At 64.2% G+C, this 25,828-nt stretch carries 26 protein-coding genes; 14 read left to right on the top strand and 12 right to left on the bottom strand.

Annotated features, from left to right (window positions below):
- The first annotated feature begins 26 nt into the window (after positions 1–26).
- Positions 27–1,406, top strand: coding sequence for a cytochrome P450 (locus ABZ789_RS07110; RefSeq protein ID WP_358421014.1), 1,380 nt, complete (start codon positions 27–29; stop codon positions 1,404–1,406).
- Here the strand turns inward: ABZ789_RS07110 and ABZ789_RS07105 are convergent.
- The 5 genes from ABZ789_RS07105 to ABZ789_RS07085 form a co-directional block, all read right to left on the bottom strand.
- On the bottom strand, positions 1,394–2,128 hold the full coding sequence (locus ABZ789_RS07105) for an SDR family oxidoreductase (protein WP_358421011.1): 735 nt from the start codon (positions 2,126–2,128) through the stop codon (positions 1,394–1,396). The genes ABZ789_RS07110 and ABZ789_RS07105 overlap by 13 nt on opposite strands.
- Positions 2,125–3,153 carry a phosphotransferase family protein gene (locus ABZ789_RS07100; protein ID WP_358421008.1) on the bottom strand — a complete coding sequence of 343 codons (1,029 nt, stop codon included), beginning with the start codon at positions 3,151–3,153 and terminating at the stop codon, positions 2,125–2,127. The genes ABZ789_RS07105 and ABZ789_RS07100 overlap by 4 nt, the downstream gene beginning before the upstream one ends.
- Positions 3,150–4,361: an acyl-CoA dehydrogenase family protein gene (locus tag ABZ789_RS07095; protein ID WP_358421005.1), complete on the bottom strand. Its 1,212-nt coding sequence runs from the start codon at positions 4,359–4,361 to the stop codon at positions 3,150–3,152. Before ABZ789_RS07095 ends, ABZ789_RS07100 begins: the two co-directional genes overlap by 4 nt.
- Before the next feature lie 92 nt (positions 4,362–4,453).
- Positions 4,454–5,080: a TetR/AcrR family transcriptional regulator gene (locus ABZ789_RS07090; RefSeq protein ID WP_358421002.1), complete on the bottom strand. Its 627-nt coding sequence runs from the start codon at positions 5,078–5,080 to the stop codon at positions 4,454–4,456.
- Between the two features lie 47 nt (positions 5,081–5,127).
- The gene (locus ABZ789_RS07085) at positions 5,128–6,255 is read right to left on the bottom strand and encodes an NDMA-dependent alcohol dehydrogenase (RefSeq protein WP_358420999.1); all 1,128 of its coding nucleotides are present in this window, start codon (positions 6,253–6,255) and stop codon (positions 5,128–5,130) included.
- A gap of 154 nt (positions 6,256–6,409) precedes the next feature.
- On the opposite strand from ABZ789_RS07085, the gene ABZ789_RS07080 reads away from it, so the two are divergent.
- Positions 6,410–6,850 (top strand): SRPBCC family protein, encoded by a 441-nt coding sequence (locus tag ABZ789_RS07080; RefSeq protein ID WP_358420996.1) that lies wholly within the window; start codon positions 6,410–6,412, stop codon positions 6,848–6,850.
- Positions 6,851–6,857: 7 nt separating this feature from the next.
- On the opposite strand, the gene hppD is transcribed toward ABZ789_RS07080, so the two are convergent.
- On the bottom strand, positions 6,858–8,063 hold the full coding sequence (gene hppD, locus ABZ789_RS07075; RefSeq protein ID WP_358420993.1) for a 4-hydroxyphenylpyruvate dioxygenase: 1,206 nt from the start codon (positions 8,061–8,063) through the stop codon (positions 6,858–6,860).
- Between the two features lie 186 nt (positions 8,064–8,249).
- On the opposite strand from hppD, the gene ABZ789_RS07070 reads away from it, so the two are divergent.
- A complete protein-coding gene (locus tag ABZ789_RS07070) occupies positions 8,250–8,759 on the top strand; it encodes a winged helix-turn-helix transcriptional regulator (protein ID WP_358420990.1) in 510 nt (169 codons plus the stop codon).
- Between the two features lie 57 nt (positions 8,760–8,816).
- Here the strand turns inward: ABZ789_RS07070 and ABZ789_RS07065 are convergent, their stop codons facing one another.
- A complete protein-coding gene (locus ABZ789_RS07065) occupies positions 8,817–9,233 on the bottom strand; it encodes a VOC family protein (RefSeq protein ID WP_358420987.1) in 417 nt (138 codons plus the stop codon).
- A 132-nt stretch (positions 9,234–9,365) separates the two neighbouring features.
- Here ABZ789_RS07065 and ABZ789_RS07060 point away from each other — a divergent pair, with 132 nt between their 5' ends.
- On the top strand, positions 9,366–9,980 hold the full coding sequence (locus ABZ789_RS07060) for a dihydrofolate reductase family protein (RefSeq protein WP_358420984.1): 615 nt from the start codon (positions 9,366–9,368) through the stop codon (positions 9,978–9,980).
- A 15-nt stretch (positions 9,981–9,995) separates the two neighbouring features.
- On the opposite strand, the gene ABZ789_RS07055 is transcribed toward ABZ789_RS07060, so the two are convergent.
- Entirely contained in the window at positions 9,996–10,580 is a 585-nt protein-coding gene (locus tag ABZ789_RS07055) for a TetR family transcriptional regulator (RefSeq protein ID WP_358420981.1), read from the bottom strand.
- 133 nt (positions 10,581–10,713) lie between these two features.
- Here ABZ789_RS07055 and ABZ789_RS07050 point away from each other — a divergent pair, with 133 nt between their 5' ends.
- The 4 genes from ABZ789_RS07050 (at position 10,714) to ABZ789_RS07035 (ending at position 13,888) form a co-directional block, all read left to right on the top strand.
- A complete protein-coding gene (locus ABZ789_RS07050; protein ID WP_358420978.1) occupies positions 10,714–10,950 on the top strand; it encodes a ferredoxin in 237 nt (78 codons plus the stop codon).
- Positions 10,951–10,953: 3 nt separating this feature from the next.
- A complete protein-coding gene (locus ABZ789_RS07045; RefSeq protein WP_358420975.1) occupies positions 10,954–12,234 on the top strand; it encodes a cytochrome P450 in 1,281 nt (426 codons plus the stop codon).
- Between the two features lie 62 nt (positions 12,235–12,296).
- Entirely contained in the window at positions 12,297–13,136 is an 840-nt protein-coding gene (locus ABZ789_RS07040; protein ID WP_358420972.1) for a mycofactocin-coupled SDR family oxidoreductase, read from the top strand.
- Positions 13,137–13,267: 131 nt separating this feature from the next.
- On the top strand, positions 13,268–13,888 hold the full coding sequence (locus ABZ789_RS07035) for a class I SAM-dependent methyltransferase (protein ID WP_358420969.1): 621 nt from the start codon (positions 13,268–13,270) through the stop codon (positions 13,886–13,888).
- Between the two features lie 10 nt (positions 13,889–13,898).
- On the opposite strand, the gene ABZ789_RS07030 is transcribed toward ABZ789_RS07035, so the two are convergent.
- Positions 13,899–15,161: a VWA domain-containing protein gene (locus ABZ789_RS07030; protein ID WP_358420966.1), complete on the bottom strand. Its 1,263-nt coding sequence runs from the start codon at positions 15,159–15,161 to the stop codon at positions 13,899–13,901.
- Between the two features lie 460 nt (positions 15,162–15,621).
- On the opposite strand from ABZ789_RS07030, the gene ABZ789_RS07025 reads away from it, so the two are divergent.
- Positions 15,622–16,134, top strand: coding sequence for a DinB family protein (locus ABZ789_RS07025; RefSeq protein WP_358420963.1), 513 nt, complete (start codon positions 15,622–15,624; stop codon positions 16,132–16,134).
- A gap of 16 nt (positions 16,135–16,150) precedes the next feature.
- On the opposite strand, the gene ABZ789_RS07020 is transcribed toward ABZ789_RS07025, so the two are convergent.
- Entirely contained in the window at positions 16,151–16,774 is a 624-nt protein-coding gene (locus ABZ789_RS07020) for a YdcF family protein (RefSeq protein WP_358420960.1), read from the bottom strand.
- A 239-nt stretch (positions 16,775–17,013) separates the two neighbouring features.
- Here ABZ789_RS07020 and ABZ789_RS07015 point away from each other — a divergent pair, with 239 nt between their 5' ends.
- From ABZ789_RS07015 to ABZ789_RS07005, 3 genes are all read left to right on the top strand, one after another.
- Positions 17,014–17,400, top strand: coding sequence for a VOC family protein (locus ABZ789_RS07015; RefSeq protein ID WP_358420957.1), 387 nt, complete (start codon positions 17,014–17,016; stop codon positions 17,398–17,400).
- 781 nt (positions 17,401–18,181) lie between these two features.
- A complete protein-coding gene (locus ABZ789_RS07010; protein ID WP_358420954.1) occupies positions 18,182–19,099 on the top strand; it encodes an RNA polymerase sigma-70 factor in 918 nt (305 codons plus the stop codon).
- 101 nt (positions 19,100–19,200) lie between these two features.
- Positions 19,201–20,379, top strand: coding sequence for an FAD-dependent oxidoreductase (locus ABZ789_RS07005; RefSeq protein WP_358420951.1), 1,179 nt, complete (start codon positions 19,201–19,203; stop codon positions 20,377–20,379).
- Here the strand turns inward: ABZ789_RS07005 and ABZ789_RS07000 are convergent.
- Both ABZ789_RS07000 and ABZ789_RS06995 read right to left on the bottom strand, forming a co-directional pair.
- Positions 20,376–21,161: a PASTA domain-containing protein gene (locus ABZ789_RS07000; protein ID WP_358420948.1), complete on the bottom strand. Its 786-nt coding sequence runs from the start codon at positions 21,159–21,161 to the stop codon at positions 20,376–20,378. The genes ABZ789_RS07005 and ABZ789_RS07000 overlap by 4 nt on opposite strands.
- Positions 21,162–21,286: 125 nt before the next feature.
- The gene (locus tag ABZ789_RS06995; RefSeq protein WP_358420945.1) at positions 21,287–24,481 is read right to left on the bottom strand and encodes a type I restriction endonuclease subunit R; all 3,195 of its coding nucleotides are present in this window, start codon (positions 24,479–24,481) and stop codon (positions 21,287–21,289) included.
- 136 nt (positions 24,482–24,617) lie between these two features.
- On the opposite strand from ABZ789_RS06995, the gene ABZ789_RS06990 reads away from it, so the two are divergent.
- Entirely contained in the window at positions 24,618–25,106 is a 489-nt protein-coding gene (locus ABZ789_RS06990; protein WP_358420943.1) for a hypothetical protein, read from the top strand.
- Between the two features lie 31 nt (positions 25,107–25,137).
- Positions 25,138–25,773 (top strand): DUF4352 domain-containing protein, encoded by a 636-nt coding sequence (locus tag ABZ789_RS06985; RefSeq protein WP_358420940.1) that lies wholly within the window; start codon positions 25,138–25,140, stop codon positions 25,771–25,773.
- Positions 25,774–25,828: the final 55 nt, after the last annotated feature.

The following is a 25,828-nucleotide window of genomic DNA, read 5'->3' as shown; positions in this document are numbered from 1 at the left end:
GATCAACTCTGAAGTGGAGGTTCGTCGTGGTGAAGATCCTGGCTGCTCCCCCCGCCCAGTCGCAGCTGCGCCCGATCCCGGGGCGGCCGGGGCTGCCCGGTATCGGGCACGTCCTCGAGTACATCCGCGATCCGCTCGCGATGATGCGCCGGCAGTGGGACAGCTACGGCGAGATCTCCTGGTTCTCGGTGGCCGGTCGGCGTTGGGTTGCAGTCCTCGGACCCGACGCCTGCCAGGAAGTACTGCAGAACAAGGATCGGGTGTTCGTCAACAGCGACGGCTGGTCGGCGCTGATCGGCCCCTTCTTCCACGGTGGCCTCATGCTTCTCGATTCGGATGAGCATCTGCGCCACCGCCGGATAATGCAGCAGGCCTTCACCCGTTCACGCCTGGAGAAGACCGTCGATGCCCTGAACCCGGCGATCGGCCACGCGCTCGACGCTTGGGAACCCACCGATGATTTCCTGGCCTACACGGCACTGAAGACGCTCACCCTCGATCTCGCCACCGAGATCTTCATGGGTGGGGCCGAGGAGTCCACCGACCGCGAAATCGAAGCGGTGAAAAAAGCATTCGTGGATTGCGTGCAGGCAGCGACTTCGATGGTCCGCTATCCTCTCCCGGGCACCAGATGGAAGCGAGGACTCGACGGTCGCCGGGTTCTGGAGAAGTTCTTCCGGCAGTACCTACCGGCGCGACGATCGCGGGAGACCGACGACCTGTTCTCCGTCCTCTGCCATATCGAATCCGAAGCAGGACAGCGGTTCAGCGACGACGAGGTCATCGATCACATGATCTTCCTGCTGATGGCTGCGCACGACACATCGACGATCACCATCTCCACCATGATGCAGTACCTGGGTCAGCATCCGCAGTGGCAGGACAGATGCCGTGCGGAGTCGCTCGCGCTGGGCACCACCACTCCGAGTTATGCCGACCTCGACCAGCTCGGCAGCCTCGATCTGGTCATGAAGGAATGCCTCCGGCTCGTCTCTCCGGTACCGGTCATGGCACGACGAGCCGTCCGCGACACCGAGATTCGGGGGCATTTCGTACCTGCGGGAACGTATGCCGCTGTGGCACCGCACTTCACGCACCACATGTCGGAGTACTGGCCCGAACCCCAACGCTTCGACCCTGAACGGTTCGCGGAGCATCGACGCGAAGACAAGGTGCACCGCTACGCCTGGGAACCGTTCGGAGGGGGCGTACACAAATGCCTCGGCATGCACTTCGCCGGACTCGAGATCAAAGCAATCGTCCATCACCTTCTGCTGCGATTCGACTGGCACGTGGATCCCGGTTACGTTGCCCCACTGGATTTCACGTCGTTGCCCTTTCCTTCCGACGGGCAACCGGTCGATCTGCGACAGCGCTCGGCGGACTCTGCGCGTCAGGCCGTGTAGAGGCCTGCACCCGCTCGGCTGAGCACGAGTCTGGGCACCACCGCGCGCGACGACAGCTTGAGCAACGCATCGACGATCTCGACGACGTCGTTCACCTCGATCATGTTCTCGGCCGGGATCTTGTCCTTGATCCAGTCCGACATGTCGGTGTCGACGTAGGCCGGCGCGAGCGCCGACGCCGAGACGCCCCTGCCCGACTCCTCCGCGTTGAGCGTTTCGACCAGGGAGATCAACGCCGCTTTCGTCGCGCCGTAGGCCGCGAGCCCGGCCTCCGCGTACACACCGGTGATGGACGAGAGCGCAACGATCTTCGATCCGTGTGCCGGATCGTTCTCGGCCTCGGCGCGCAGCAACGGCAATGCCGCCTGGATCAACGCGAACGGGGCGTTGAGATTCACGGCGACCGTCTTGTCGAACCGGCGGGCCGGAAACTCGGCGATCGGGCCGGCCGTCCCGACACCCGCGTTGAGGATCAGCGCCTTCATCGTGCCGAAGGCCTCACGGTGCGCGTCCACCACGCGAGTCGCGGCGTCCGGGTCGGCGAGGTCTGCGGCGACGGCGCGCACCTCCTTCGCACCCGCTTCCCGCAGTTTTTCCGCGGTACTCTCGAGACGCTCGGCGCCGCGCGCACTGATCGTCATTGCGTAGCCGCGTTCGGCAAGCCGGGTTGCGATCCCGAGGCCGATTCCTCTCGATGCTCCGGTAACGAGCGCGCTGGTCACGTGTGTGTTCCCTTCAGTGCTGCGAGCCCTGCCGACACCAGGGCCGGCACCGCCTCACCGGCACGATCGAAACCGTCTCCGATGGTCGCGCCGGCGCGCCACCGGTGGTTGATGCCCTCGGCGATGACGGCGAGTTTCAGATAGGCCAAGCCCATGTAGAAGTTCCAGTTGGCGATATCGCGGTCCGACGCTGCGGCATACCGCTGCACCAGATCGTCGTTCGACGGCAGTCGTTCACTCGTCCATGCGGCCGGGAAGCCGAGGATGTCGTCGAGTGCCGGATGCCGGTAGACGCACATCATCGCGAGGTCGGTGAGTGGGTCACCCAGCGTGGAGAGTTCCCAGTCGACGACGGCGACGACACGCCCCGTATCGCTCGTGTCCAGGATGGTGTTGTCGATGCGGTAGTCGCCGTGGACGATCGCCGGAGCGGGCGAATCCGGGATCGAATCGGCGAGCGCAGCATGCAATCGCTCGAGATCGGGCAGCTCACGTGTCTTGACGCGACTCCACTGACTCGCCCACAACCTCACCTGCCGGGTGACGTAGCCGTCGGGTCGGCCGAGCCCTCCGAGGCCGACCGCTTCGAAATCGACGTTGTGCAGGTCGGCGAGGATTCGTACGAGTTCGCCGATACAGCGGTCGATCTCGTCGTCGGCGAGCGCATCGAGGTCGTCCTTGCTGCGCACCACACGCCCTTCGACGTACTCGACCAGTGTGAACGGCGCACCCATCACCGAATCGTCCTCGCACTGGACGACGGTCGGAGCGACCGGCACCCCGCTGCCCTTCAGCGCCGAGGTGATCCGGAACTCGCGGGCGACATCGTGCGCCGAAGGCGTCAGGCCCGCGGTCGGCGGGCGACGCAACACCCAGTGCGAAACCTCGTCGAGAATGCCGTAGGTGAGGTTGGACTTGCCCCCCGAGATCAACTCGGCGCGCAACTCACCGCGGACGGCGATGCCGGAATCGGTCAGGAAGCGCTGGAGCGCAGCAAGGTCGAGCCCTTCGTGTATCGCGGTCACTGTGCAGCCTCACGGGCAGCTCTGCGCACAGCCCCGACAGCGCGTTTGGCGATTGCCCAGCGGTGCACCTCGGACGGACCGTCGTACACACGGAACGGCCGGACCTCGCGGGTGAGACGCGCGATCGGGAGATCCTCGGAGACGCCGAGACCGCCACACATCTGAGCGGAACGGTCGACGATGCGGAAGATCGCCTCGGCGGCGAAGGTCTTCGCGATCGACGTGGCGTTCGAGGCGTGCGATCCCTGATCGAGTTCCCAGCACGCCTGCACGAGCAGTGCCCGGGTCGCCGCGATGTCGATCTCGTTGTCGGCGATCATCTTCTGGATCATGCCGAGATCGCCCAGCCGGGAACCGAATCCCTCACGCTCCGCGACATAGCGGACGGCGGTGTCGTGCCCGCGGCGTGCGGCACCGAGCCAGCGCATCACGTGTGTCATGCGGGCCGGGCCGAGACGCACCTGCGCGTAAGCGAAGCCCTGGTCGACCTCGCCGAGAACAGCGGAGTCGGGGACGAAGACGTCTTCGAAGTCGACCTCGCAGTGACCGCCGATCATCGAGCGGTCGAGGGTGTTGATGTGGCGTCCGACCTTCAGCCCATCGGTGTCCGCAGGAGCGAGAAACATGGTGGCGCCGCCGCGCTGTCCCGGCTCACCCGACGTACGGGCCATGATGATGAAGAAACCCGCCCCGTCGGCACCGGTGATGAAGTGCTTGCGGCCGTTGATCTTCCAGCCTCCCGAGACCTTCTCCGCGCGGGTGTTGAGAGCGTTGGGATCGGCGCCGGCACCCGGCGCGGGCTCGGTCATCGCGAAGGCCGAACGCATGTCGCCGGCAGCGAGCGGCGCCAGGAACTGGTGCTTCTGCTCAGCGCTCGCGATGTGCGCGAGCATGTGCACGTTGCCCTCGTCCGGGGCCGCGATGTTGAGCGCGGTGGGGCCGAAGAGCGAGTACCCGGCGGCTTCGAAGACAGGTGCGCGGTCGGACATGTTCAGACCGTGACCGCCGAACTCGACGGGCGCGTGCGGAGCGAAGACACCGGCGGACTTGGCAGCCTTCTGCAATTCCGACCGGATCGCGTCGCCACCGGCTGCGGTGATGTCGCCGCCGTGCGCGTCTTCGACGGGAAGGACCTCGTCGCGGACGAACTGCTCGGTCCGTGCAATGAGGTCCTGGACGTGGTCCGAGTAGGACAGATCGACCGCCATGCTGACTCCTTCCATACCGACCGATCGATCGGTCGGTCAGATTCACGGTGACATATCACTGCTGAGTGGTCAAGCCCGCGAAGGCGGCCCGGCTACGGCGCTCCGACCGCATTCCGCGCGACCAGCAGGTACCGGCGCACGATCTCGTCGGGCGACAGAGAGCCGTCCGGCCGATACCAGCTCGCCACCGCGACACACATCGTCGTCACGGCGCGACTCGCATCTTTGGGGAAGGGAGTTCCGAAGGTGCCGTCGGCGACGCCGTCATCGACGATCTCGTCGATCATGCGTTGCTGCTCGTCGCGCAGTGCGACGAAGGCACGGCGGGCCTCGGGTTCCATGCTGCGCATCTCGGTCGACGCCACGAATGCCTGGTCGCGACGGAACATGTGGAATCGCAGGAGCGACTCGACGACCGCGTCGAACCGTTCGGACGGAGAAGGTCCGGCTTCGGAGATCGCCTGCCGGCTGCGATCGAGAAGGTCCTGGAGCACGGTGGTGGTGAGCGAGACCAGCAGGGCTTGCTTGGACGGATAGTGGTGGTACAGGCCGGGCACCGACAGGCCGGCTCGCGACGCGATCTCCCGGATGGACGTGCCGTCGTAACCGCGCTCGGCGAACGCCTCGAGCGCAGCATTGAGGGGCCGGGGCAGGTCGCTCTGCCCGTAGTGTCGCCAAGAGCCGGCGTCGCCGGAACCCGAATCCTCACGCGTGTCCATGGTCAACACCGTAAGGGACGGCTCCGGCGACGTCGGCTACCGAAGCATCAGTAATCGTCCTCGCCGTAGAGGACGAGACCACGAAGGTTCCTGCCCGCGTGCATGTCGGCATAGCCCTCGTTGATGTCCTCGAGCTTGTAGGTCTTGGTGACGAGGTTGTCGAGGTCCAACTGGCCGTTCCGGTACAGGTCGAGCAGTTTCGGAATCTGCGAACGCGGCCCGGTGCCACCGAAGATGGCCCCCTGCAAGCGTTTCTGGAGCAGAGTCAGCTCGAACAGGCTCAGCGTGACCTGGGAATCGGTCGCGTGGCCCATACCCACGACGACGACCTGCCCGCCCTTGGCCGTGAGGCCGAGCGCGGGTCCGATGATGTCGCCCGTGATCTCCCCTACGGTGATGACGGTGACGTCGGCCATCCTGCCCCAGGAGATCTCACCGATCACCGGAGCAGCCTCTTCGATCGACGCGAAGGCGTGTGTCGCGCCGAACTCCTTGGCCTTCTGCCGCTTGAACTCGACCGGGTCGATCGCCACGACGAACCGCGCACCGGCATGTGCCGCACCCTGCACCGAATTGATACCGACACCGCCGATACCGATGACCACCACGGTGTCGCCGAGCTTGGTGCCGCCGATCTCGGTGGCAGAGCCCCAGCCCGTCGCGACGCCGCATCCCAGCAGGGCGGCCTTCTCGAGGGGGATGTCCTTCTCGATCTTGATGACCGACGCCTCGTTCACCGTGACGTACGGCGCGAAGGTGCCGAGGAGGCACATCTGCAGTACCGGCTCACCGTTCAGCGTCGCACGGTAGGTCTTGTCGGAGATCGCCTGGCCGGTGAGCAACCCGGCACCCTCGTCGCAGATATTCTGCAGACCCTTCGCGCAGGACCGGCAGCGACCACAGGCCGGGATGAACGCGAGGACGACGTGGTCGCCCTCCTCCACGGTCGACACTCCGGGACCCACCTTAGTGACCACGCCCGCACCTTCGTGACCACCGAGAACCGGGAAGGACGGCAATGGCGTCGCTCCCGAACGCAGATGCTCGTCCGAGTGACACAGGCCCGACGCGGCAAGGCGGATCTGCACCTCACCCGCGACGGGATCACCGAGCTCGATCTCCTCGATCTCCCAGGGCTGGTCGATCCCCTTGACGACTGCCGCTTTCGTCTTCACACGAGCCTCCTGAACCGAGCGTGTAATGTGACGTACATCACCGCATTGAAACACCGGTCGAGGAGGCCGGTGCCCCGATTCGGAAATCTCTTCCGAATCCGGCCGTTAACCGATACCTTCGGTAACATACAACTCCTCGTGAAGGGTTCGGACCATGATTCACGTCCGCCACACCGCAGTCGCGGAAGTCCCGATCCACCGCGCGTTCGCGTACGTCGACGACTACCGGAACGTCCCCGATTGGATGTTCGGGGTGGATCGATTCCAGCCCGTCAGCGACCGGCTCGCCGGTCTCGGCGCCGTCTACGACGCGACCATGCGGATCGGCCCCAAGGATCTCGATTCGCGTGTCGAGATCGTCGAGTGGGAACGCGACCGCACGATCGTCCTCGAATCGGTCGCCGGTTTCCGCGCGGCCTCGTCGTGGGCCTTCACCGACCTCGGACACGCGACGAGACTCGACGTCGACTTCGGCTACCACCTCCCGGGCGGGATCGCCGGCCGCACCCTGGGGATGCTCATCGAACCCGTTGTCGGCACGGCGATCCGCCAGACCGAGCACGCCCTGCGGACACGACTCGGGCAACTGGTCTGAATCGAGTTCAGAAGTTGCCGCGCGCGGCCTGCTCCCGTTCGATCGCTTCGAACAGCGCCTTGAAGTTCCCCTTGCCGAAACCGAGCGAGCCGTGCCGTTCGATCAGTTCGAAGAACACCGTCGGCCGGTCACCGACAGGCTTCGTGAAGATCTGCAGGAGGTAGCCGTCCTCGTCGCGGTCGACGAGAATCCCGCGCTTCTTCAACTCCTCGATGGGGACGCGCACCTCGCCGATCCGGGCTCGCAACTCCGGATCGTCGTAGTACGCGTCGGGAGTCGCGAGGAACTCCACACCCTCCTCGCGGAGGCGGTCCACCGCAGTGAGAATGTCGTTGGTCGCCAACGCCAGATGTTGTGCACCGGGCCCCCGGTAGAAATCGAGGTACTCGTCGATCTGCGAACGCTTCTTCGCGATCGCCGGCTCGTTGAGTGGAAACTTCACCCGATGATTACCGTTGCACACCACCTTGCTCATGAGAGCCGAATAGTCGGTGGCGATGTCGTCGCCGATGAACTCCGCCATGTTCGTGAAACCCATGACACGGTTGTAGAAATCGACCCATTCGTCCATGTGCCCGAGTTCGACGTTGCCGACGACATGATCGAGAGCCTGGAAGATCCGCTCGGGCGCGCCGTCCCGCTTCCAGTAGGTCGACGTGCGCTCGACGTAGCCGGGAAGGTACGGACCGTCGTATCGCGACCGGTCGACGAGCGTGTGCCGTGTGTCGCCGTAGGTCGCGATGGCAGCGAGACGCACGGTTCCGTTCTCATCGCTCATTTCGTACGGCTCTTCGAGGATCGTGGCACCCTGCTTCCGGGCGTGCTCGATGCACTTGTCGACGTCCGGAACCTGCAGTGCGATGTCGACGACCCCGTCGCCGTGACGCCGATGGTGCTCGATCAGCGGACTGCCGGGATCCACCGCACCCTTGACCACGAATCGCACAGCGCCGCTGCGCAGTACGTAGGCGTGATGGTCGCGGTTTCCGGTGGTGGGACCGGAATAGGCGATCAGTTCCATGCCGTAGGCCGACTGGAAGTAGTGCGCTGTCTGCGTGGCATTGCCGACCACCCAGACCACGGCATCCCAACCGCTGACCGGGAACGGATCCCGCTCGCTGTCGTACTCCACGAGACCGACGAGCCGTCGGAGTTCCTCGGCGCCGAGCTGGGCGAGGCGCTCGCTGTCGGTCAGGGTGTATTCCAGAGTCATCGCTGCAACCTCCTGCCGCACACCGCGGCACAATCGTTGTGTCGTGTGTCACCAGGAGAAACCCACCGATCGGCGCGACGCAAGGTCGCCTCGGGCAACTGATCCGACTGCCTCGAATTTGCCGGAATTCTCACGCTTATCTATACAATCAGGCTAGTTTTCGGGCACCGATGGGAAGGAACCACGATGCGTGAGCCCGTACAGCTGGACGAATTGGATTTCGCTCTCCTCGAAGCCCTCCACGCCGACCCGAAGGTCGGCGCACTCGAACTGTCCCGACGCCTGAAAGTCGCCCGCGCCACTGTCTCCGCCCGCCTGCGACGCCTGGAGGACACCGGGGTGATATCCGGCTATGAACCTCGAATCAACTTGGCTGCAGCCGGTTTCGAAGTACAAGCCTTCGTCACGATGGAGATCGTGCAGGGCGCACTGGAGGACGTCACAGAAGTCCTGGAACGCATCCCGGGCGTCCTCGAAGCGTTCGCTACCACCGGCGCCGGAGACGTCCTGTGCCGAATCGGCGCAGAGTCGCATCTCGGCCTGCAGCAGACCCTCATCGAACTGAACCGCTCCTCGATCGTGGCCCGCTCCACGAGCGTCATGGTGCTGTCCGAAGTGGTGCACTACCGGGCGATGCCACTGCTCCGCACGCTCGAACCCGAGCGATCCGCGAAAGCGCCGGCCTACCGGCGCTGAGCCGATTCGGGGGACGATGCCGTGCGGCGCACGGCGACGCCCTGCGGCCGAGGCGGTTCAGGGGCGCCATCCGTAAGGTCGCGTGAGGATCTCCATGAAGTGCCCGCCGGGGTCGAGGAAATAGGTTCCTCGACCCCCGTCGTTCCGGTTGACTCCGTGCGCGGACTGTCGGGGGTCGGCCCAGTGTTCGATTCTCTGCTCGAGGATGCGAGCGTAGATGCCGTCGAAGTCCTCTTCGGAGACCAGGAAGGCGTAGTGCTGCGGCGGAAACTCCACGTCAGCCGGAAACTCGGCGAAATCCAGGGTGACGCCGTTCGCGAGTTCCACAGCGAGGAAGTGCCCGGCCGGCACAGGATCGGGTAGACCGAACAGGGCCGTGAGGAAATAGGCCGAATGTTGCTTGTCGTCGGCAGCGACGATGGTGTGATCGAACGAGATGGTCAAGGAGAACTCCTCGAGGTCCCGCGCCTCCATGCCTGACGCAGCCCGCCATCGACACGCGACGCTGCGTTCAGGGATACCCCTTGGAACCCCCGCCGCGCAAGCGATGAGTTTTCTGTGACGTCCAGGTCTGTACTCCTCGACAACCTGCGAAAGAGGCCGACGATGAAGCTCACAGTGACAATGTTCGTATCGGCCGACGGTGTGGCCCAAGGCCCTGGCGGACCCGAGGAGGACCGCAGCGACGGTTTCGCCCGCGGCGGCTGGGTGGTCCCTCTGCTCGACGAAGAAACCGGCCGGTTCATCGACGAGACGTTCTCTCAGGTCGATGCCTTCCTGCTGGGCCGGAACACCTACGAGATCTTCGCTGCGTCGTGGCCGAACTCGACCGATCCGGACGACCCGATCGCGAACGCGCTCAACACCCTCCCGAAGCACGTCGCCTCCACGACACTCACCGACCCGAAGTGGAACAACACGACCGTCCTCGAAGGGGACGTACCCGCCGCCGTCGCCGAACTGAAGAAGCGACCCGGCCGCGAACTGCAGGTGCACGGCAGCATCCGCCTCGTCGACACACTGTACGAGCACGATCTGGTGGACGAGTACCGGTTCATGACGTTCCCCGTCATCGTCGGTCAGGGTCTGCGTCTGTTCGCCCGCGGCGGTCCCGACACGAAGTTGGATCTCGTGGAATCGCGCATCACGTCGTCCGGAATCGTCATCACCGTGTACCGCCCGGCCGGGCGGCCGGACTACGGAGTCGCCGAGGTCGAATGACCGGGGAATCGGGTTCTATCGCGTTGCCTCGTAGCCGGTGGTCATCCAGTACACCGCGCGATCGATGGTCGGCATGATGTCGGTGAGCGCGATCTGACCCTCGAGATATCGACCGACGAGGCCGAAGACGACGCTCGAGAGGATCGACTTCATTTCGTCGACGAAACCGGGGTCGACACCTTTCAGTACGGCCATGCCGGCGGGCACCACCGAATCGAAGCCCCGCATGTGCAGGCCCTCCCAGCCGGGCGCAGTCCTCACCCGGAAGTAGGCGATGAGCATGAGGGGATTCTTCTCCCACGGCTCGAAGATGGCGCGGATGACGCGCATCATCGCCGGGTGCAGGGCTTCGTCCGGATCGCGGGCCTGCTCGACGACCGCCGCGTGGTTTCCCTTCATCCAGTGTTCGATCGCAGCGAGGATGAGTTCCTCGCGTGTGGCATACCGCTTGTAGACCGTCGAGAGCGACACACGTGCTCCACGTGCGACTGCGCGCAACTGGACCGCGTCATAGCCACCCGCCTCGAGCAGTCCGACCACGGTCCCGAGGAGACGGACGCCCAAGTCGTCCGCCTCATCCGGTGAAGCGATACCAACCATTCTGAAAACATCCTTGCCGTCAAGTGGTAATAACATTATCGTGATGCAGGTAACGCGGTTACCCACTCTAGCCACGGCGGCGTCCGCGCCGCTCGTTCATCCTCCGAGTCCTCTTCATTCCGGGAGCACCCCGATGACTGGATCGCCGAAGCGCTTGCATATCGATCGAGATATGTGCGAGGCACACGCGCTGTGCGTCGAGATCGCACCCGAGATCTTCGATCTCCCCGACGACGACATTGCCGTCTGTGACGAGAACCCTCCGGAAAAACTCTGGCCCAAAGCGTATTCCGCAGCGAGCGCGTGTCCTCGGCAGGCGATCGGAATCGTCGAGGGCATCCCCGGTCGACCTTCACCGAAAGGCAAGTGATCCATGACCGATCTCGCAGCAGCCGACTACTTCACCGACGGTGAGATCGCACAGAGTCCGTTCGCCTACTTCGACCGGCTTCGGGCCGAGAACCCCGTATTTCGAGAACCGAACTACGGCGTCGTCATGGTCACCGGCTACCAGGAAGTGGTCGAAGGATTCAAGAACAGCGATGCTCTGTCCGCCGTGAACGCGATCGGTGGTCCGTTCCCGCCGTTGCCTTTCGAACCCGAGGGTGACGACATCACCGATCAGATCGAAGCCCACCGCCACCAATTTCCCATCTTCGAGCACATGGTCACGATGGATCCCCCTGACCACACACGTGCCCGGTCACTGCTCGGCCGCCTTCTCACCCCGAAGCGGCTGAAGGAGAACGAGAATTACCTCTGGAGTCTGGCGGACGACGTACTCGACGAGTTCATCGACGAGGGCCGCTGCGAGTTCCTGAGCCAGTACGCCAAACCCTTTGCCACCATGGCGATCACGGACCTACTCGGCATACCGGAAGAGGACCGTGAAGAATTCCGCCGGGCTCTGGGTGCAGGCGAACGGCCCGGCAGCCGGGTAGGCGCACTCGACCACGAACCCGTCGGGACCAATCCCCTCGAATATCTGGACGGGCGTTTCGAGAAGTATCTCTCCGATCGTCGGCGCGAGCCCCGCAACGATATTCTCAGCGGTCTCGCTACCGCCACATATCCGGACGGCTCCACGCCGGCGCTCGTCGAAGTCGTGCGTCCCGCGACCTTCTTGTTCGCCGCGGGCCAGGAGACTGTGACCAAACTGCTCAGTTCGTCACTGCGGGTTCTGTGCGAACGTCCCGAGTACCAGAAACTCCTGCGCGACGACCGCGCTCTCATCAAACCCTTCATGGAGGAGTCGCTTCGGTTCGACAGCCCCACGAAGGTCGATTTCCGTCTCGCACGCAAGTCCACGACTCTCGGGGGCGTCGATATTCCGGCCGGCACGATCGTGATGTTGAGTCTCGCTGCCGCCAACCGCGATCCGCACAAGTTCGAGGACCCGAACGAGTTCCGGCTGGATCGGACGAACGCACACGACCACATCACATTCGGTCGCGGACTCCACACGTGCGCAGGTGCGCCCCTCGCCCGGATCGAAGGCCAGGTGACCCTGAACCGGCTCCTCGACCGCATGGAAGACATCCAACTCAGCGAGCAGGCGCACGGACCGGCCGGCGATCACACGTTCGCCTATGAACCCACGTTCCTGTTGCGCGGACTGGTCGATCTCCACATCGAGTTCTCCGCCAAGCGCTAGACGACACGAATACGGCAGATAACGCATCGATCTAAACTCGATGCCGACCCGAGAGGTGATTCATGGCAGGAAGAGTCGAAGGCAAGGTCGCATTCGTCACCGGAGCTGCACGTGGGCAAGGGCGAAGCCACGCGATCCGGCTGGCGCAGGAGGGTGCGGACATCATCGCACTCGATATCTGCGGACCGATCCGGGAGAACGCACAGATCGAACCGTCCACCCCGGAAGATATGGCCGAAACCGTCGAGGCCGTAAAGAGTTTGAACCGCCGAATCGTCACGGCCGAGGCGGACGTACGAGACTTCGACGCGGTGAAGGCGGCGGTCGACAACGGTGTCGAGCAGTTGGGCCGTCTCGACATCATCGTCGCCAATGCCGGTATCGGTACCGGAGGGACGCTTTTCCACGAGACGGACGAATTCGATTGGCAGGAGATGCTCGACATCAATCTGTCCGGCGTGTGGAAGTCGATCAAGGCCGGGGTGCCGCACATGATTGCGGGCGGGAACGGAGGATCGATCGTCCTCACAAGTTCGGTCGGCGGCCTGAAGGCCTACCCCATGATGGGTCCCTACATCTCCGCCAAGCACGGGGTGGTCGGCATGATGCGCACCTTCGCGGTGGAACTCGGACAGCACTTCATCCGGGTCAACACGGTGCATCCCACGAACGTGAACACCCCGATGTTCATGAACGAAGGCGCCATGAAGATGTTCCGTCCCGATCTGGAGAACCCGGGTCCGGAGGACATGAAGGTGGCGACGCAATTCATGCATGTGCTGCCGATCGGCTGGGTGGAGCCGGAAGACATCAGCAACGCAGTGCTGTTTCTGGCGTCCGACGAGGCTCGTTACGTCACCGGGCTCACGCTCACGGTCGATGCGGGCAGCACGCTGAAGTAGCACAGCGGAAGGGGGTTGCCGAGCGAGTTCCCGCGCGGAACCGCTCGGCAACCCTGCTTCGTCCTGTTCGGGGTGAACAGTGCCATCATGGACGAAGCAGATCGGTACGCCACGAAGCGAAGGGGCCTACCATGAGTTTCTACAACGATCACGTCGTACCGCGATTGGTGAACATCGCCTGCTCGTCCCCGCTCACCGAGGCACACCGGAGACGGGTGTGCGCAGGCCTGAACGGCCGCGTCCTCGAGATCGGTTTCGGATCGGGCCTCAACGTCCCGTACTACCCGACGTCGGTCGAGTGCGTCAGTGCCGTCGAACCCGCAGACCTCGGGTGGAAACTTGCTCGTCCGCGTATCGAGAGCTCACCCGTACCCATCGAACGAGCGGGCCTGGATGGGCAGTCACTTCCGTTTGCAGACAACAGCTTCGACACCGCTCTGACCACGTGGACGCTGTGTACCATTCCGGACGCCGGCGCGGCCCTTCGCGAAGTGCGGCGGGTTCTCACTCCGGGCGGCACGCTGCACTTCGTCGAACACGGATTGGCGCCGGACGAAGGCGTTCGACGGTGGCAGTACCGCCTCGAGCCGATCCAGAAGAGGATCGCGGGTGGCTGTCACCTCACACGGCGAATCCCCGATCTCGTCCGAGGCGCAGGATTCGATATTCGCGATCTCGACACCTTCTACGAGGACAAGACCCCGAAATTCTTCGGCGCGCTGTCTCTCGGAACAGCTGCGACGAGCCGGTGATCCACTCCGTTCAACCGACAATCCCCGCGCTCTTTGCCGCCTTCAGCCAGTCGGGGAACTCGCTGAGCATTCGGCGGTACAGTTCGGCGTCGCTCACTTTGGAGATGTCGTCGACACTGAAGAAGCCCGCATTGTCGACCCGCCGACCCGACATCGTGTCGAGACGTTCGAGCACACCGTAGTTGGCCCGGCCGAGTCCGACGAACTGCCAGAAAGCCGGCAGGGCGGACGCACTCTTCATCAGGTCTGCGATCTTCTGCTTCTGGGTGAAGCCACCGTCGGTGAAGAACAGCACCAGCGTCGGCATCGCCGCGCCGGGCGCAAGCGAATCGATGATCTCGTTCATCACCGGCAGTTCGTCGTTGACGCCGCCGATCCGCCCGTAGTCGATTCCACCGTGTGTTCCGCTGAGGTGCAGATAGGTGGACGACCACGCGTCGACTTCATGGACGACGATGTCGGGCAGTCGCGCGAACGACTTCGCATACAGATACGGTTCGAGCTTTCCGTCGTCGTCGACCTGGACCGCAATGGGCACCATCCGTTCGACGACTTCGTGGATGCGCCGGCTCGAGTACTCCCGGTTCATGCTGCCGGTCTTGTCGATGACGAGCACCACGCGTGCCCGCACTCCGGGAGCGCCCTTGTCGAGCAGTACCTTCGCGACTTCACGCTTACGCATGTCGAGCTTCTGCCGCTTCTCCAGGGAGAGCTTCTCCTCCCCCGCCACGGTGCGCACACCGTGCGGGTCGGCGACCGGAACTGCGGCGGCAGGCTCGTCGTCCACCTGCACGCCGTGCTCGCGCACCAGCGCAGGCAAACCGGTATCCCAGCCCGCGGAGACGTTGCGGACCTTCCACGCCCCGTTCCGGCGATAGATCTCGAGTAACACTGCGGCGCGTTCGGTCGTCAGATCCAACGCACGAGCAGACGCAGTGCCCGCCGGATGCGCGACCTCCACGCCCAGGTCGGAGACGGAGGCAAGGCTGCCGGTGACGCTGTCATCGAGTGCGACAGCGATCGACAACCTTTCGATCGCGGCCGGAACCGCGGTCAGATCGATCGAAAGCTTGTCGGCCGCGACGAGGCGAACCGCGCCTTCCGGCGAGGACGGCTGGTTGAAGAACACGAAGTCGGCGTCGTTGCGGACCTTCGAATCAGTGCCGAGCTGGAAGACCATCAGGTCGACGGTTCCCTGTCGTGCTCCCGCTACCGAGACCGTCACGTCTCCGGTTGCGATCGTCGCGTTCTCACCACGTGCAAGTTGGGTCATGGGTAATCGTGGCCCCGTGGGCCGGGTCCTTTCATCGTTTCGAAAAGCTGCTGTTACGCATTGTCACGCCGCCACGAATTGGACGAGCGGTAAGTACGGTTTCGGCGCGCCGCGACAATCCGAGCCCCACTGTAACGAGCCCGACGAATCCGGCGATTCACCATCGACCATTCCGGAAACGAAGGGCCGAATCGATGAAGCGTCGTCTCCTTGCCGCCGGCATTTGCTGCGCAGCAACGGTCTTCCTTACGCCCGCCACTGCGAATGCAGTTCCCACGGGTAGTGCCGATTCGGGCGGTTCTCAGTTCGGAACAGGAAGTGCCGGGGTCCTGCCACTCCTGCTGGGTGCTGCTGTGAACTGCCTTGTCACCGGTATTCCCATGCAAGCCTGTGGTTACACAGGTGCAGTCCCGGCCCCGTAATCCACTTCCCGCCTCCCTCGACGCGTAACCATTTGACTATGGCCTCGACCGACTCGCCTCTGACTGCGCGTACGCTCCTGAAACAGCTCGATCTGATCTGGCTCTTCGCAGAGCAGCACGTGCTGCCCCGGATAGATACCACTTCTCTGCACTGGGAACCCTCGCCGAATTGCGTGGCCGTTCGAGAAATCGCGGGTCGCTTCGTTGCCGACTGGCCGGACGAGAACACCGACGTATTTCCCGAAACAACGGTCGCGTGGCTGCTCTGGCATATCGAGTGGTGGTGGTCGAACACCATCGCCGTCTGCCGAGGGGGAAACGCAGTGGGCCCGGACGTCTACGAGTGGTCAGGAACTGTCGGCGGCATCGGAGAACTTCGTGTGCAGTGGGTCGATATCCTCGAGACTACCGAGCTCGAAAAGACGATCGTGGGTCTCATGCCCGACGAAGCGCCGCTCTGGGAAATCGCCGGTTGGGTCAATTTCGAACTTACCAAGAATGTTTCGGAGATCAGCCAACTGCTGACGCGGAAGGCGAACACCCGGTACTGAAAGTGTCTTCGTGCACTCACACTGCAACGATGCCCGCAACGGGGATACGTGCGTCGACGGCCTGGCGGAAATTGATCATCGCGCGCTCCAGGTGGTCGCGGTTCGTAACCAGAACAGCACCGGTAGCGCGGCGGTGGAGCAACACGTTGTTGGTGAAGCGCGCATTCTCGACGGTCGACGTGGACCTCGGCTCCTCGGTGATGCGCTCCGGCGGAATCCCTCGCGCCACGAGCCAGTCCTTCATCGCCCGGGCTTCGGTGATGCCCTTACGCGGCACGCCACCGGTCACGACTATCGGTGACTGCGGATAGCGGTGCGCTGCGCGGAGAGCCGCTTCGAGACGCTGTGCGAGTACGGGGCGGATCTTTCCGTCGTCTGTGAGTCCGGCGCCGAGCACTACGAGATGAGTGCCTCTCGGGTTCAGATCGAGCATGAGCGGAAAGTTCGGTGTCAGCGTCTCCAGCTGGGTACACGCGATGATCAGTGCATCGACTGTTCCCTGGCACAGCGGGGTGACGGACAGTATGCCGTTCACAACAGTGTCGACTGCAGGCATCGCCGCGGCCTGCCCTGTGGATACGCCCAGCGTCGCTGTTGCCGCGAGTGCTGTCGCCACCACCGTCCGTCGTACAGCTCCCATGCGAGTTGCCTCTCGTGGTTCGGTCGGATGTCGGCTGTGCCGCAGTGTGCCATCCGCTCCTGACGCTCGCAGGCCACCTGTTCGAGTCCGAGGAAACGTCACGGATCCCGATCCGGACGGTAGGGACCACAAACAAAGACGACAGATCCGTTGGTTCGCACCGATCGGGTGCGGAGCCTCGACCGAATTGGAACAGAACGTCGCTGCAGCAGTCTGCTCAGCACGATATGGTGCCGGCCATGGCCGCCAGGCAACTGAAGGTGGGGCTGCGAGTATCCGATGTGGATCGTTCCTGTGCGCTGTACCTTGCGCTGGGGTTCAAGCCGATTCCCCAGGAGCAACAGCCCGGAATGCGTTATCTGACATTCGGTCACACCTGGCTGATGTTGTCGAGCCGGTTCGCTCACGGCTATCACGACGAGCAGCGCGGTGAATTGTCTCGCAGCGGCCCACTCGGCTACGGGTTCGTCCTGGTCGTTCCTACCGCCGATATCGACGCCGTACGAGAACTGTGGCGCCGGGAAGGCCTTCCGGTCACTCTCGAACCGGAAGACGTCGGCTGGGCGCGCATCTTCTACGGTCTCGATCCCGACGGTTACGAGATCATGTTCGAGCAGTTCCACTGACGGAGCCGCCCCACCCGCAGAGAACTGCACCATGTGGTTGACGGCTTCGCACACCCGTGCGACCATCCTCTGCACCGGCCTGAATACAGGTCGACCCCGGAAGGTGCGCCAACACCTCACCGGGGTCTAGGCACACGACAGAACGGACCTGTCATGCACCGTAGGGTGGAGTCTATCCACACGCCTCCGAGAGGCATATATCAGCAGCGAGCGTCGCGCGCATTCTTCCGCGCCGGCCGACACGCGCCCTCTCCGCCAGGCTCACGCCTGACGTCCTGACATCCCAGCCCTCCGATCCCATCGCGATCGGAGGGCTCGAGGCGTTTCACCTGCATCGTCGCGCGCGAGGGCCGTTCCGGTAGCCGAGGCACGTCGAAGCAGTTCGTCGCTCGTCTCCCACAGTCCGACGTCAGTGCACCGACACTGCGAGCCGGGGCCGTCCCCTGTCTCGAAACCGACTGGGCACCAGTATCCCTCGTCTCCACAGCTGGTGGTGGAGCACCCGATCGTGCGGGTCGACACGAACGACCGGGTCCAGTGCGAGCCGCACGTCTTCCGAGACGTGGGGCTACAAGTGCTGGCCGAGACGGTCTATCGGGGTATGGCGACCGGGCAGCCTTGGGGAAGGGGACGACGACTCAGGGACCCGAAGGGTCTCCGATCGGTCGAGCGCAGCCGCCCGTAGGGCGCCCTCTTCTTTCGCGAGTAGAACTCGTCGTCGTTGCGCAAACCCCTGGTGCAGTGCTGTCATCGAAGGCACGGGTCTACGGGAGGGGCAGACGTGACCGGTACCGACGAATTCGAGAACCTGCGTCCACTGTTGTTCGCCATCGCCTACCGCATCCTCGGGAGCGTGGCCGAGGCCGAGGACGCGGTCCAGGAGACCTGGGTGCGCTACGAAACGTCCGGCGTGGAACCCGATTCGGCCAAATCGTTCCTGTCCACCGTCGTCACCCGAGTGTCGATCAACGTGCTCGAGTCGGCCCGGGCGCGGCGCGAACAGTATGTGGGCGAGTGGCTGCCGGAACCGATACTCGAAGAGCCGTACGACGACCCGGCGCGCTCGGCCGAACTGCGGGAGTCGATCTCGACGGCAGCACTCGTGCTACTCGAGCGACTGAGCCCTTTGGAGCGAGCTGTCTTCGTGTTGCGCGAGGCATTCGGATTCGGATTCTCCGAGATCGCCGAGATCGTCGACCGATCGGAGTCGGCATGCAGGCAGCTCGCGGTGCGGGCACGCCGTCACGTCGACGAAGGGTCCGCCCGATTCGACACCGATCCGCGGGCACACGAGCAGCTCACCGCACGATTTCTCACGGCTTTCCAGGACGGCGACGTCGGCGCCCTGCGCGACCTGCTGGCCGCCGATGTGCAGCTCGTCGCCGACAGCGGCGGCAAGGCACCCGCCGTCCGCAAGGTCGTGGTCGGCGGCGAGAAGGTCATGCGGTTGCTGGCCTCGTTCGTCTCGCCCATGGTCCGGCTCGGCATGGTGCTCGAGCCCCACGAGATCAACAGGCTCCCCGGCGTGATCGTGCGGGATGCCGACGGCGCCATCGTGCAGGTCATGACGTTCGCTGTGACGGACGGGAAGATCGGCGCGGTCCGGGTGCTGATCAATCCGGACAAGCTCGCCCACCTGGGACGGGTGGCCGATGTGCGCGTGCTCGTCCAGAAACTTCGCGACCTGCAACGACCCTGAATTATGCCGATTGTTCGGCACGGCATGTCACAAACGACGTGGCTGTCCGGTCCTAGATGACGAGGGCTCCCGACGGAGCCAACGCACGGATCGGAGAAGCCATGTCCAACACACGCCCCCGTGTCGCCGTCATCGGCGGTGGATACGCTGGAACGGTCGCCGCCAACCGCATGAGCAGGAAGGCTGCGGTGACCGTCGTCAATCCCCGGCCGCACTTCGTCCAGCGAACCCGGCTGCACCAGTTCGCGGTCGGCAACCATCATGCGTCCGGCGACTACCGCAAACTTCTGGCGAAGGGAGTCGAACTTCTGGTCGATACCGCGACCCGCATCGAACCCGGCACGCGCACTGTTCATCTCGCGTCCGGCGGATCAATCGATTACGACTACCTCGTCTACGCCGTCGGAAGTACCGCCACGAGACGGTCCACCGTGCCCGGTGTCGAGGAATTCGCGTTCCCGGTAGCCGAATTCGAGCACGCCGAGCGTCTGAAGTACGCACTGAGCAGCCTCGACGCCGACGCCGTCGTCACGGTCGTCGGTGCCGGCCTCACCGGCCTCGAAACGGCCGGCGAACTCGCCGAGCGAGGATGCCGGGTTCGCCTCGTCTGCAGCGGCATCATCGGTCCGATGCTCGCCGAGAAGGCCCGGGCCGCAACCTACGAGCTGCTCGCTCACCTCGGGGTCGAGATCATCGAGAACTCCCGTGTCACGCGGGTCGGACCCGACGGGTTCACACTCGACGACGACACCGTCCTCGAAAGCGCGATCACCGTATGGACGGCTGGTTTCGGCGTTCCCGAGCTCGCTCGGTCGAGTGGGCTCAGCACGGACGAACTCGGTCGACTGCTCACCGACGAAACGCTGACCAGCATCGACGACGATCGCGTGATCGCCGCCGGTGACTGCGCGGCGCCGTCCGGGGAACCGGTGCGGATGGCATGCCAGTCCGCCCTGCCGACGGGCCTGGCTGCGGCCGACACGGTTCTCAGCCGTATCGCCGGAGAGGAGCCCGCAGACCTCGACTTCGGATTCAACGGCGTCGGCGTGAGCTTGGGCCGCCGCGTGGGCGTCGTCCAGTTCCACGAGCGTGACGACACCCCGAAAGATCGTGCATACGCCGGCCGCATCGCTTCGTCGATCAAGGATCTCGGGTTGAAGGCTGCAATGGCGGGTCTGCGCGTCGAAGCCCTACGGCCTGGAACCGTGGGCTTCCTCAAAGGCGGGCGACACCCGTCGAGTGCCGCAACCGCACCTCGAACGGAGCGCCAGAGGACCTAGCACCCGCTGAACTCGTCCTCTTTCAGCACGGAGAGCACCGGGTCGCCTTCATCGATTACTGCTCCCACCGAAGGAGTTTGGTCGACGACGACCCAATTGCGGTCCCACACCTGCGCGCGTCCCTGGCCGGTCGCGTCGACACTCGTCGAATAGAAAACGCCCGCAGCCTGAATAACATCCTGTGCAGCTTGAAGATCCATGCACACGACGTTCGGCATGACTGCGGTGGGCGCTGCTGCCGCCGCTCGCGTTGCAGGAACAGGCTTTGCGGCAGTAGTTTCCGGGGCCGCAGCTGGTGCAGTCGCCGCAGCGGAGGTCGTATACGGCGTGGAAGACGTCGCCGCAGCAGACCTGGGTGCGGACTGCGGGGTGGTAGTCGCGTCGTCCTTCGACGGTGAGTCGAGGCCGTCGGAGATGTCGCCGAGGATGCCCGTCAAGACGAACAACCCGGCGATGGCGGCAGCGATGACCACCCCGCGGCGGACCTTGGGGGGCTTCGGCGGTTCGGGCGGTGGGGCCAGCGCCGCCCCCACATCTCCGGCAAGGAAGGCTCGATGCCCGGCTTCAGCACGGGCAGCGATCGCGTCCTGTTCGGCCTTCATGCGCTTGTGCCGGTCGCGTAGCGGCTTGCCGATCGCGAGGTATCCTAGGCCGGCGGTGAGCGCCAGCTGGATGAGCGCCTCTGCGAAGTTGCCGTTGAGCGTCTCCACGACCGCCAGCCACAGCGTGATGGCGGCGAACATCCCCGCTACGACCCGCAGGTAGGGGACGACGAACTTCATGTTTCTCCTTCAACCCGAAACCACGCCTCGGGCGCCGCTGCCTTCTCGACCACACGCGCTGAGCGTCTTCCTCACCTGGTGTCGGAGCGCCGCCCCTCGTCGTTACGGGAGGCCGTGGATGGGGGTCATGCCGCCATGGTGGGTGCGATGGCCTCCATCTGCTCGAGGACGAGCTTGGTAGCGCTGGTGCGACGGTCCGGCGGGTACTTGTAGCGCGCCAACAGTCGTTTGACCTGTGACCGCAGCTTCGCCTTGACGTCTTCGCGCACGCTCCAATCCGTCTTGACATCGCGTTGCATGATCCCGATCAGCTCCCGCGCGATCTGGGCGAGCACGTCCTCCCCCATTTCGAGGAGCGCCGCCTCGCTCTGCGCGATCGCGTCATACAGCGACAGTTCGTGGTCTCCGAGCGGCGGATCGAAACGTTGTCCTCGTTTCGCCTCGTCCTGCACTTCCTTGGCGAGCTCGACCAAGGCGGCGATGATCTCCGCCGAAGTCAACTGGCTGTTGGTGTATTTGTTCATGAGCTCACGGAGCTTCTGGGAGAACGCTCGCTGCCGGACCAGATTGTGCCGGGCCACTTTCCGCGATTCGGATGCAACGAGGTTCCGGAGCGCTTCGATCGCCAGCGACGGGTGCTTCGCCTGCATGGTGCGCTCGAGGAAATCCCCGTTCAGGTCTGCGAGCGACGGCTTGGGCATCCCGGCAGCATCGTAGATGTCGAGCACCCCCTCCGACTCGACGGATGCTGCCATCAAGGCTCGGAGCGCACGCTTGACGTCTTCGGGCACGGCGACGCCGTTCGCACGCCGTTCCTCCGCGTCACGCTTGGCCATCTGCACACGCACTTCCTCGAAGAAGCGAGCGTCGCGCGCAAGTGGTTGGACGTCTTCGTGGGTGCTGCAGATCGCCCACACACGCGACAACTGCGACGAGTACTCGCGGTAGCGGGTGGCGAGAGACTTCTCCCCTTCACCGACCTTGTTTTCAGGATTCTGCTTGTCGCGGAGGAATGCAACGGTGGCGATGACGGTGTCGAGCCACGCCCGCGGTCCCGGCGCGTTGCGATGCGCACGCCAATCGAATCCGTGGAGCATATTGTCGAGGATCGTCATGCAATTCTTCACCGCATCGACGGCTTCGCCGACAGGACGTCCGAGGGGCTTGGCGTTGCGATCGGACGCCGTGTACTCGGCCAGCGCTTCCGCGAGGTTGTCGGCGACCGGCGCGTACGCCACGAGCAGGCCGTCCTGCTTACCACGGAAGGTGCGGTTCACACGTGCGAGAGTCTGCATCAACAACGCCCCCTTGAGAGGACGGTCGAGGTAGAGCGTGTGCAGCGGCGGGGCGTCGAACCCGGTGAGCATCATGTCCTTGACGATGACGAGTTCGAGTTCGTCATCGATGTCCTTGAGCCGCTTCTTGATTGCAGCGTTCTCGGAATCGCGGCGGACGTGATCGCTGATCGGCGGCTGGTCGGTGGCATCGCCGGAATACACCACTTTGATACGTCCGGAGGACAGCTCGTCCGAGTGCCACTCGGGACGCAGCTCGACGATGAGCTGGTAGAGATTCGCGCAGATCTCGCGGGTCGCGCAGACGATGAGAGCCTTGCCCGGCGCGGTCGGGTTGTCGTCCGATCCGACGAACTTCGCCATCTGGCTGCGCCGGTTCTCCCAGTGGGTGACGAGATCTTCCGCAAGCAGCTTCAACCGGGCCGGCGCGCCGTAGACGGCGTTGATCACGGCGACCGACTTTTCGATGCGGGCGCGCTCGGTGTCGTCGAGGCCGGCGGTCATCTCGTCTGCGGACGAATCGATCTGCTCTTCGGAGATTTCCTCACCGAACGAAACCTTCACCAACCGGCTTTCGAAGTGAACCGGCACGGTTGCACCGTCCTCGACCGCTCGGGTGAGGTCGTAGATGTCGATGTAGTCACCGAAGACAGCCCGGGTGTTGCGGTCTTCGAACGAGATCGGGGTTCCCGTGAACGCGATGAGCGTTGCGTGCGGAAGCGCGTCGCGCAGGTGCCGGGCGTAACCGTCGAGACTGTCGTAGTGACTACGGTGTGCTTCGTCGACGATGACGATGATGTTGCGGCGCGCCGACAACTGCGGGTGACTGAGACCGGCTTCGCGCTCTTCCCGGCTCTTGCCGAACTTCTGCAGCGTGGTGAAGTAGATGCCGCCGGTGGTGCGTCCGGACAGCTCCTGGCGAAGCTCTTCGCGGCGTCGAATCTGCTTGGGCCGCTCCGGAAGGAGCTGCGAGCGTGCGAACGTCTCGTAGAGCTGTCCGTCCAGTTCGTTACGGTCGGTGATGACCACGATCGTGGGGTTGGCGAGCCTGGGATGACGGATCACCTGATTCGCGTAGAGCTCCATCTCCATGGACTTGCCGGAACCTTGGGTGTGCCAGACGACTCCAGCCTTGCCCTCCGAGGCGACGGCTTTTATCGTCGATCCCACGGCTTTGGAAACGGCGAAATACTGATGATGTTTCGCGATTCGCTTGACGAGTCCACTCTCGCTCTCGTCGAACGCCGTGTAGTTGCGGAGCAACTGGAGGAAGCGCTCCTGGTTGAAGAGCCCGTAGAGCGCGATGTCGAGTTGGTGATGGTCGCCGGTGGGTTCCACCGGTTGACCGTCGTCGTCGACATTCCACGGCGAAAAGTGCTCGAACGGAGTAAACGGCGTTCCGTAGGCGGCGCCGACCCCGTCGGAAACGAGGCTGAGCACGGCGAACCGGAAGGCGAGTGGAAACTCGCGGAGGTAGGTCCGCAGTTGCGCGTGGGCATCCGCCAATCCGGCATATGGGCTGCCGGCGTTCTTCAACTCCACCACCGCGACCGGCATGCCGTTCAGATACAGGACGAGGTCGAAACGTCGTTCGTGGTCTCCACGGATCACGGTCACCTGGCTGGCGACGAACCAATCGTTGGCGTCGGGGTCGACAGACACCAGACGGATGGTGGGAGTCACATGAACCCCGTCGTCGTCCGTGTACGAGACCTTCCGCAGGCCTTCGGTGAGGTACTGGTGGATCTGCCGGTTCTCGGTGATCGCGTCGCTCGAGCCGGCTGTGGCGACAGCAGTCACGGCGTCGTCCACTGCGCTCGGAGGCAGTTTGGGATTGAGGGTGGCTATGGCAGAGCGTAGGCGCGCCGGCACGAGCAGTTCGTCCCAGGTAGTTCGTTCACCCGTACCGGGGGCGATCTCGCTGCCGTGAATGTGGCGCCATCCGAGTTCACCGAGGGTCTCGAGAGCCATCTGTTCCCAGACGGATTCGGTGAGTCGACCCGGGAAGTCCAGTACATCTGCCATGCCCTCAACTTAGAAGCTGATCAATCACCTAGCGAGACGGCGTTTCGATAAGGGGGGTTATCAAGCCGAAAATCTGCTACGCGGCGGGGTACGGCCGACGATCTGAACGTCCGCTTCGAACGATCAGGAGATCGCCGTGACCATTCAGTTCGCTCCTGCACCCGCCGAGTTCACCGAGTCCGACGAGCATGTCGAGTCTCGCTTCTGGCCGGGCTTCGCGGTCGGTGTGTGCGCCGCGACGGTCATCGGCGCATTGACCGCCACCGGCTTTCTGCTCAACGAACGAATGTCCGCTCCGCCGCAGTTCAGCATCGACGGCACGATCACTCTGGTCGACGGTTCCACCTACAGCACCACCCCCGGCTTCGAATGCGAAGGTGACCGTGGCTACGACGACATTTCGTCGGCCGCTGCGGTTCGGGTCTCCGACGAAACCGGGACGCTGCTCGCCAAAGGGTCCCTGACCGGCAGCGTCCGCGAAGGCGACTTCTGCACCTTCTTCTTCACCGTCCCTGATGTGCCGCGCGGGGCGTCGTTCTACGACATCGAGGTCTCCCACCGCGGTTCCGTCTCGTACGACGAAGCCGAGGCCGACTCGGGTGTGCATCTCACCCTCGGCCGCTGAAACCGCTCCACTCACCGAATAGAGGTTTGCCATGACCATGCCCAACCAGCCCGGCGCTCCGGTCCCTCCCGCCGGCTACGGACCCGCACAGCAGAAGAAGCGCAAGAAGTGGCCGTGGATCGTCGGCGGGATCTTTGCGGTCTTCGTCATCGCTTCCGTGTCCGGTGGGGGCGACGACGACAAGCCCGCCACGCCCGCAAGCTCGGGCAAGACGGCCACGCAGGCCGATACGCCTGCCGTCGCGGATACGCCCGTCGTCGAGGAGGAAACTGCGACGATGAACACGCCTGTCCGCGACGGCAAGTTCGAGTTCGTCGTCACCGGCGTGGAGGCCGGCGTCAGCACACTGGGCGACAACCCGTACCTCGCCGCGGAGGCGCAAGGTCAGTTCGTGATCGTCACCATGACGGTCAGCAACATCTCGGACCAGCCGAAGGGCCTCAGCCCCAGCGACCAGAAGCTGATCGACGAGCAGGGGCGCACCTTCAGCCCCGACACCTCCGCTGCTCTGAACCTCGACTCGGATGTGTCGTTCTGGGACGAGATCAACCCCGGCAACACCGTCACGATGCCTGTCGTGTTCGACATGCCGGTCGACGCGGTTCCGACAGCGATCGAACTGCACGACTCGATGTTCTCGGGCGGGGTCACCGTTTCGCTTCGGTAACTGCTCCCTCTACTGCCGGTGCGCCCGAGAAGGGTTCGGGCGCACCGGTCTCCCC

This window comes from Rhodococcus sp. NPDC047139 (assembly GCF_040643435.1).
In the GTDB taxonomy this organism is placed as follows: domain Bacteria; phylum Actinomycetota; class Actinomycetes; order Mycobacteriales; family Mycobacteriaceae; genus Rhodococcus.
This window is presented reverse-complemented; position numbering and strand designations above follow the sequence as displayed.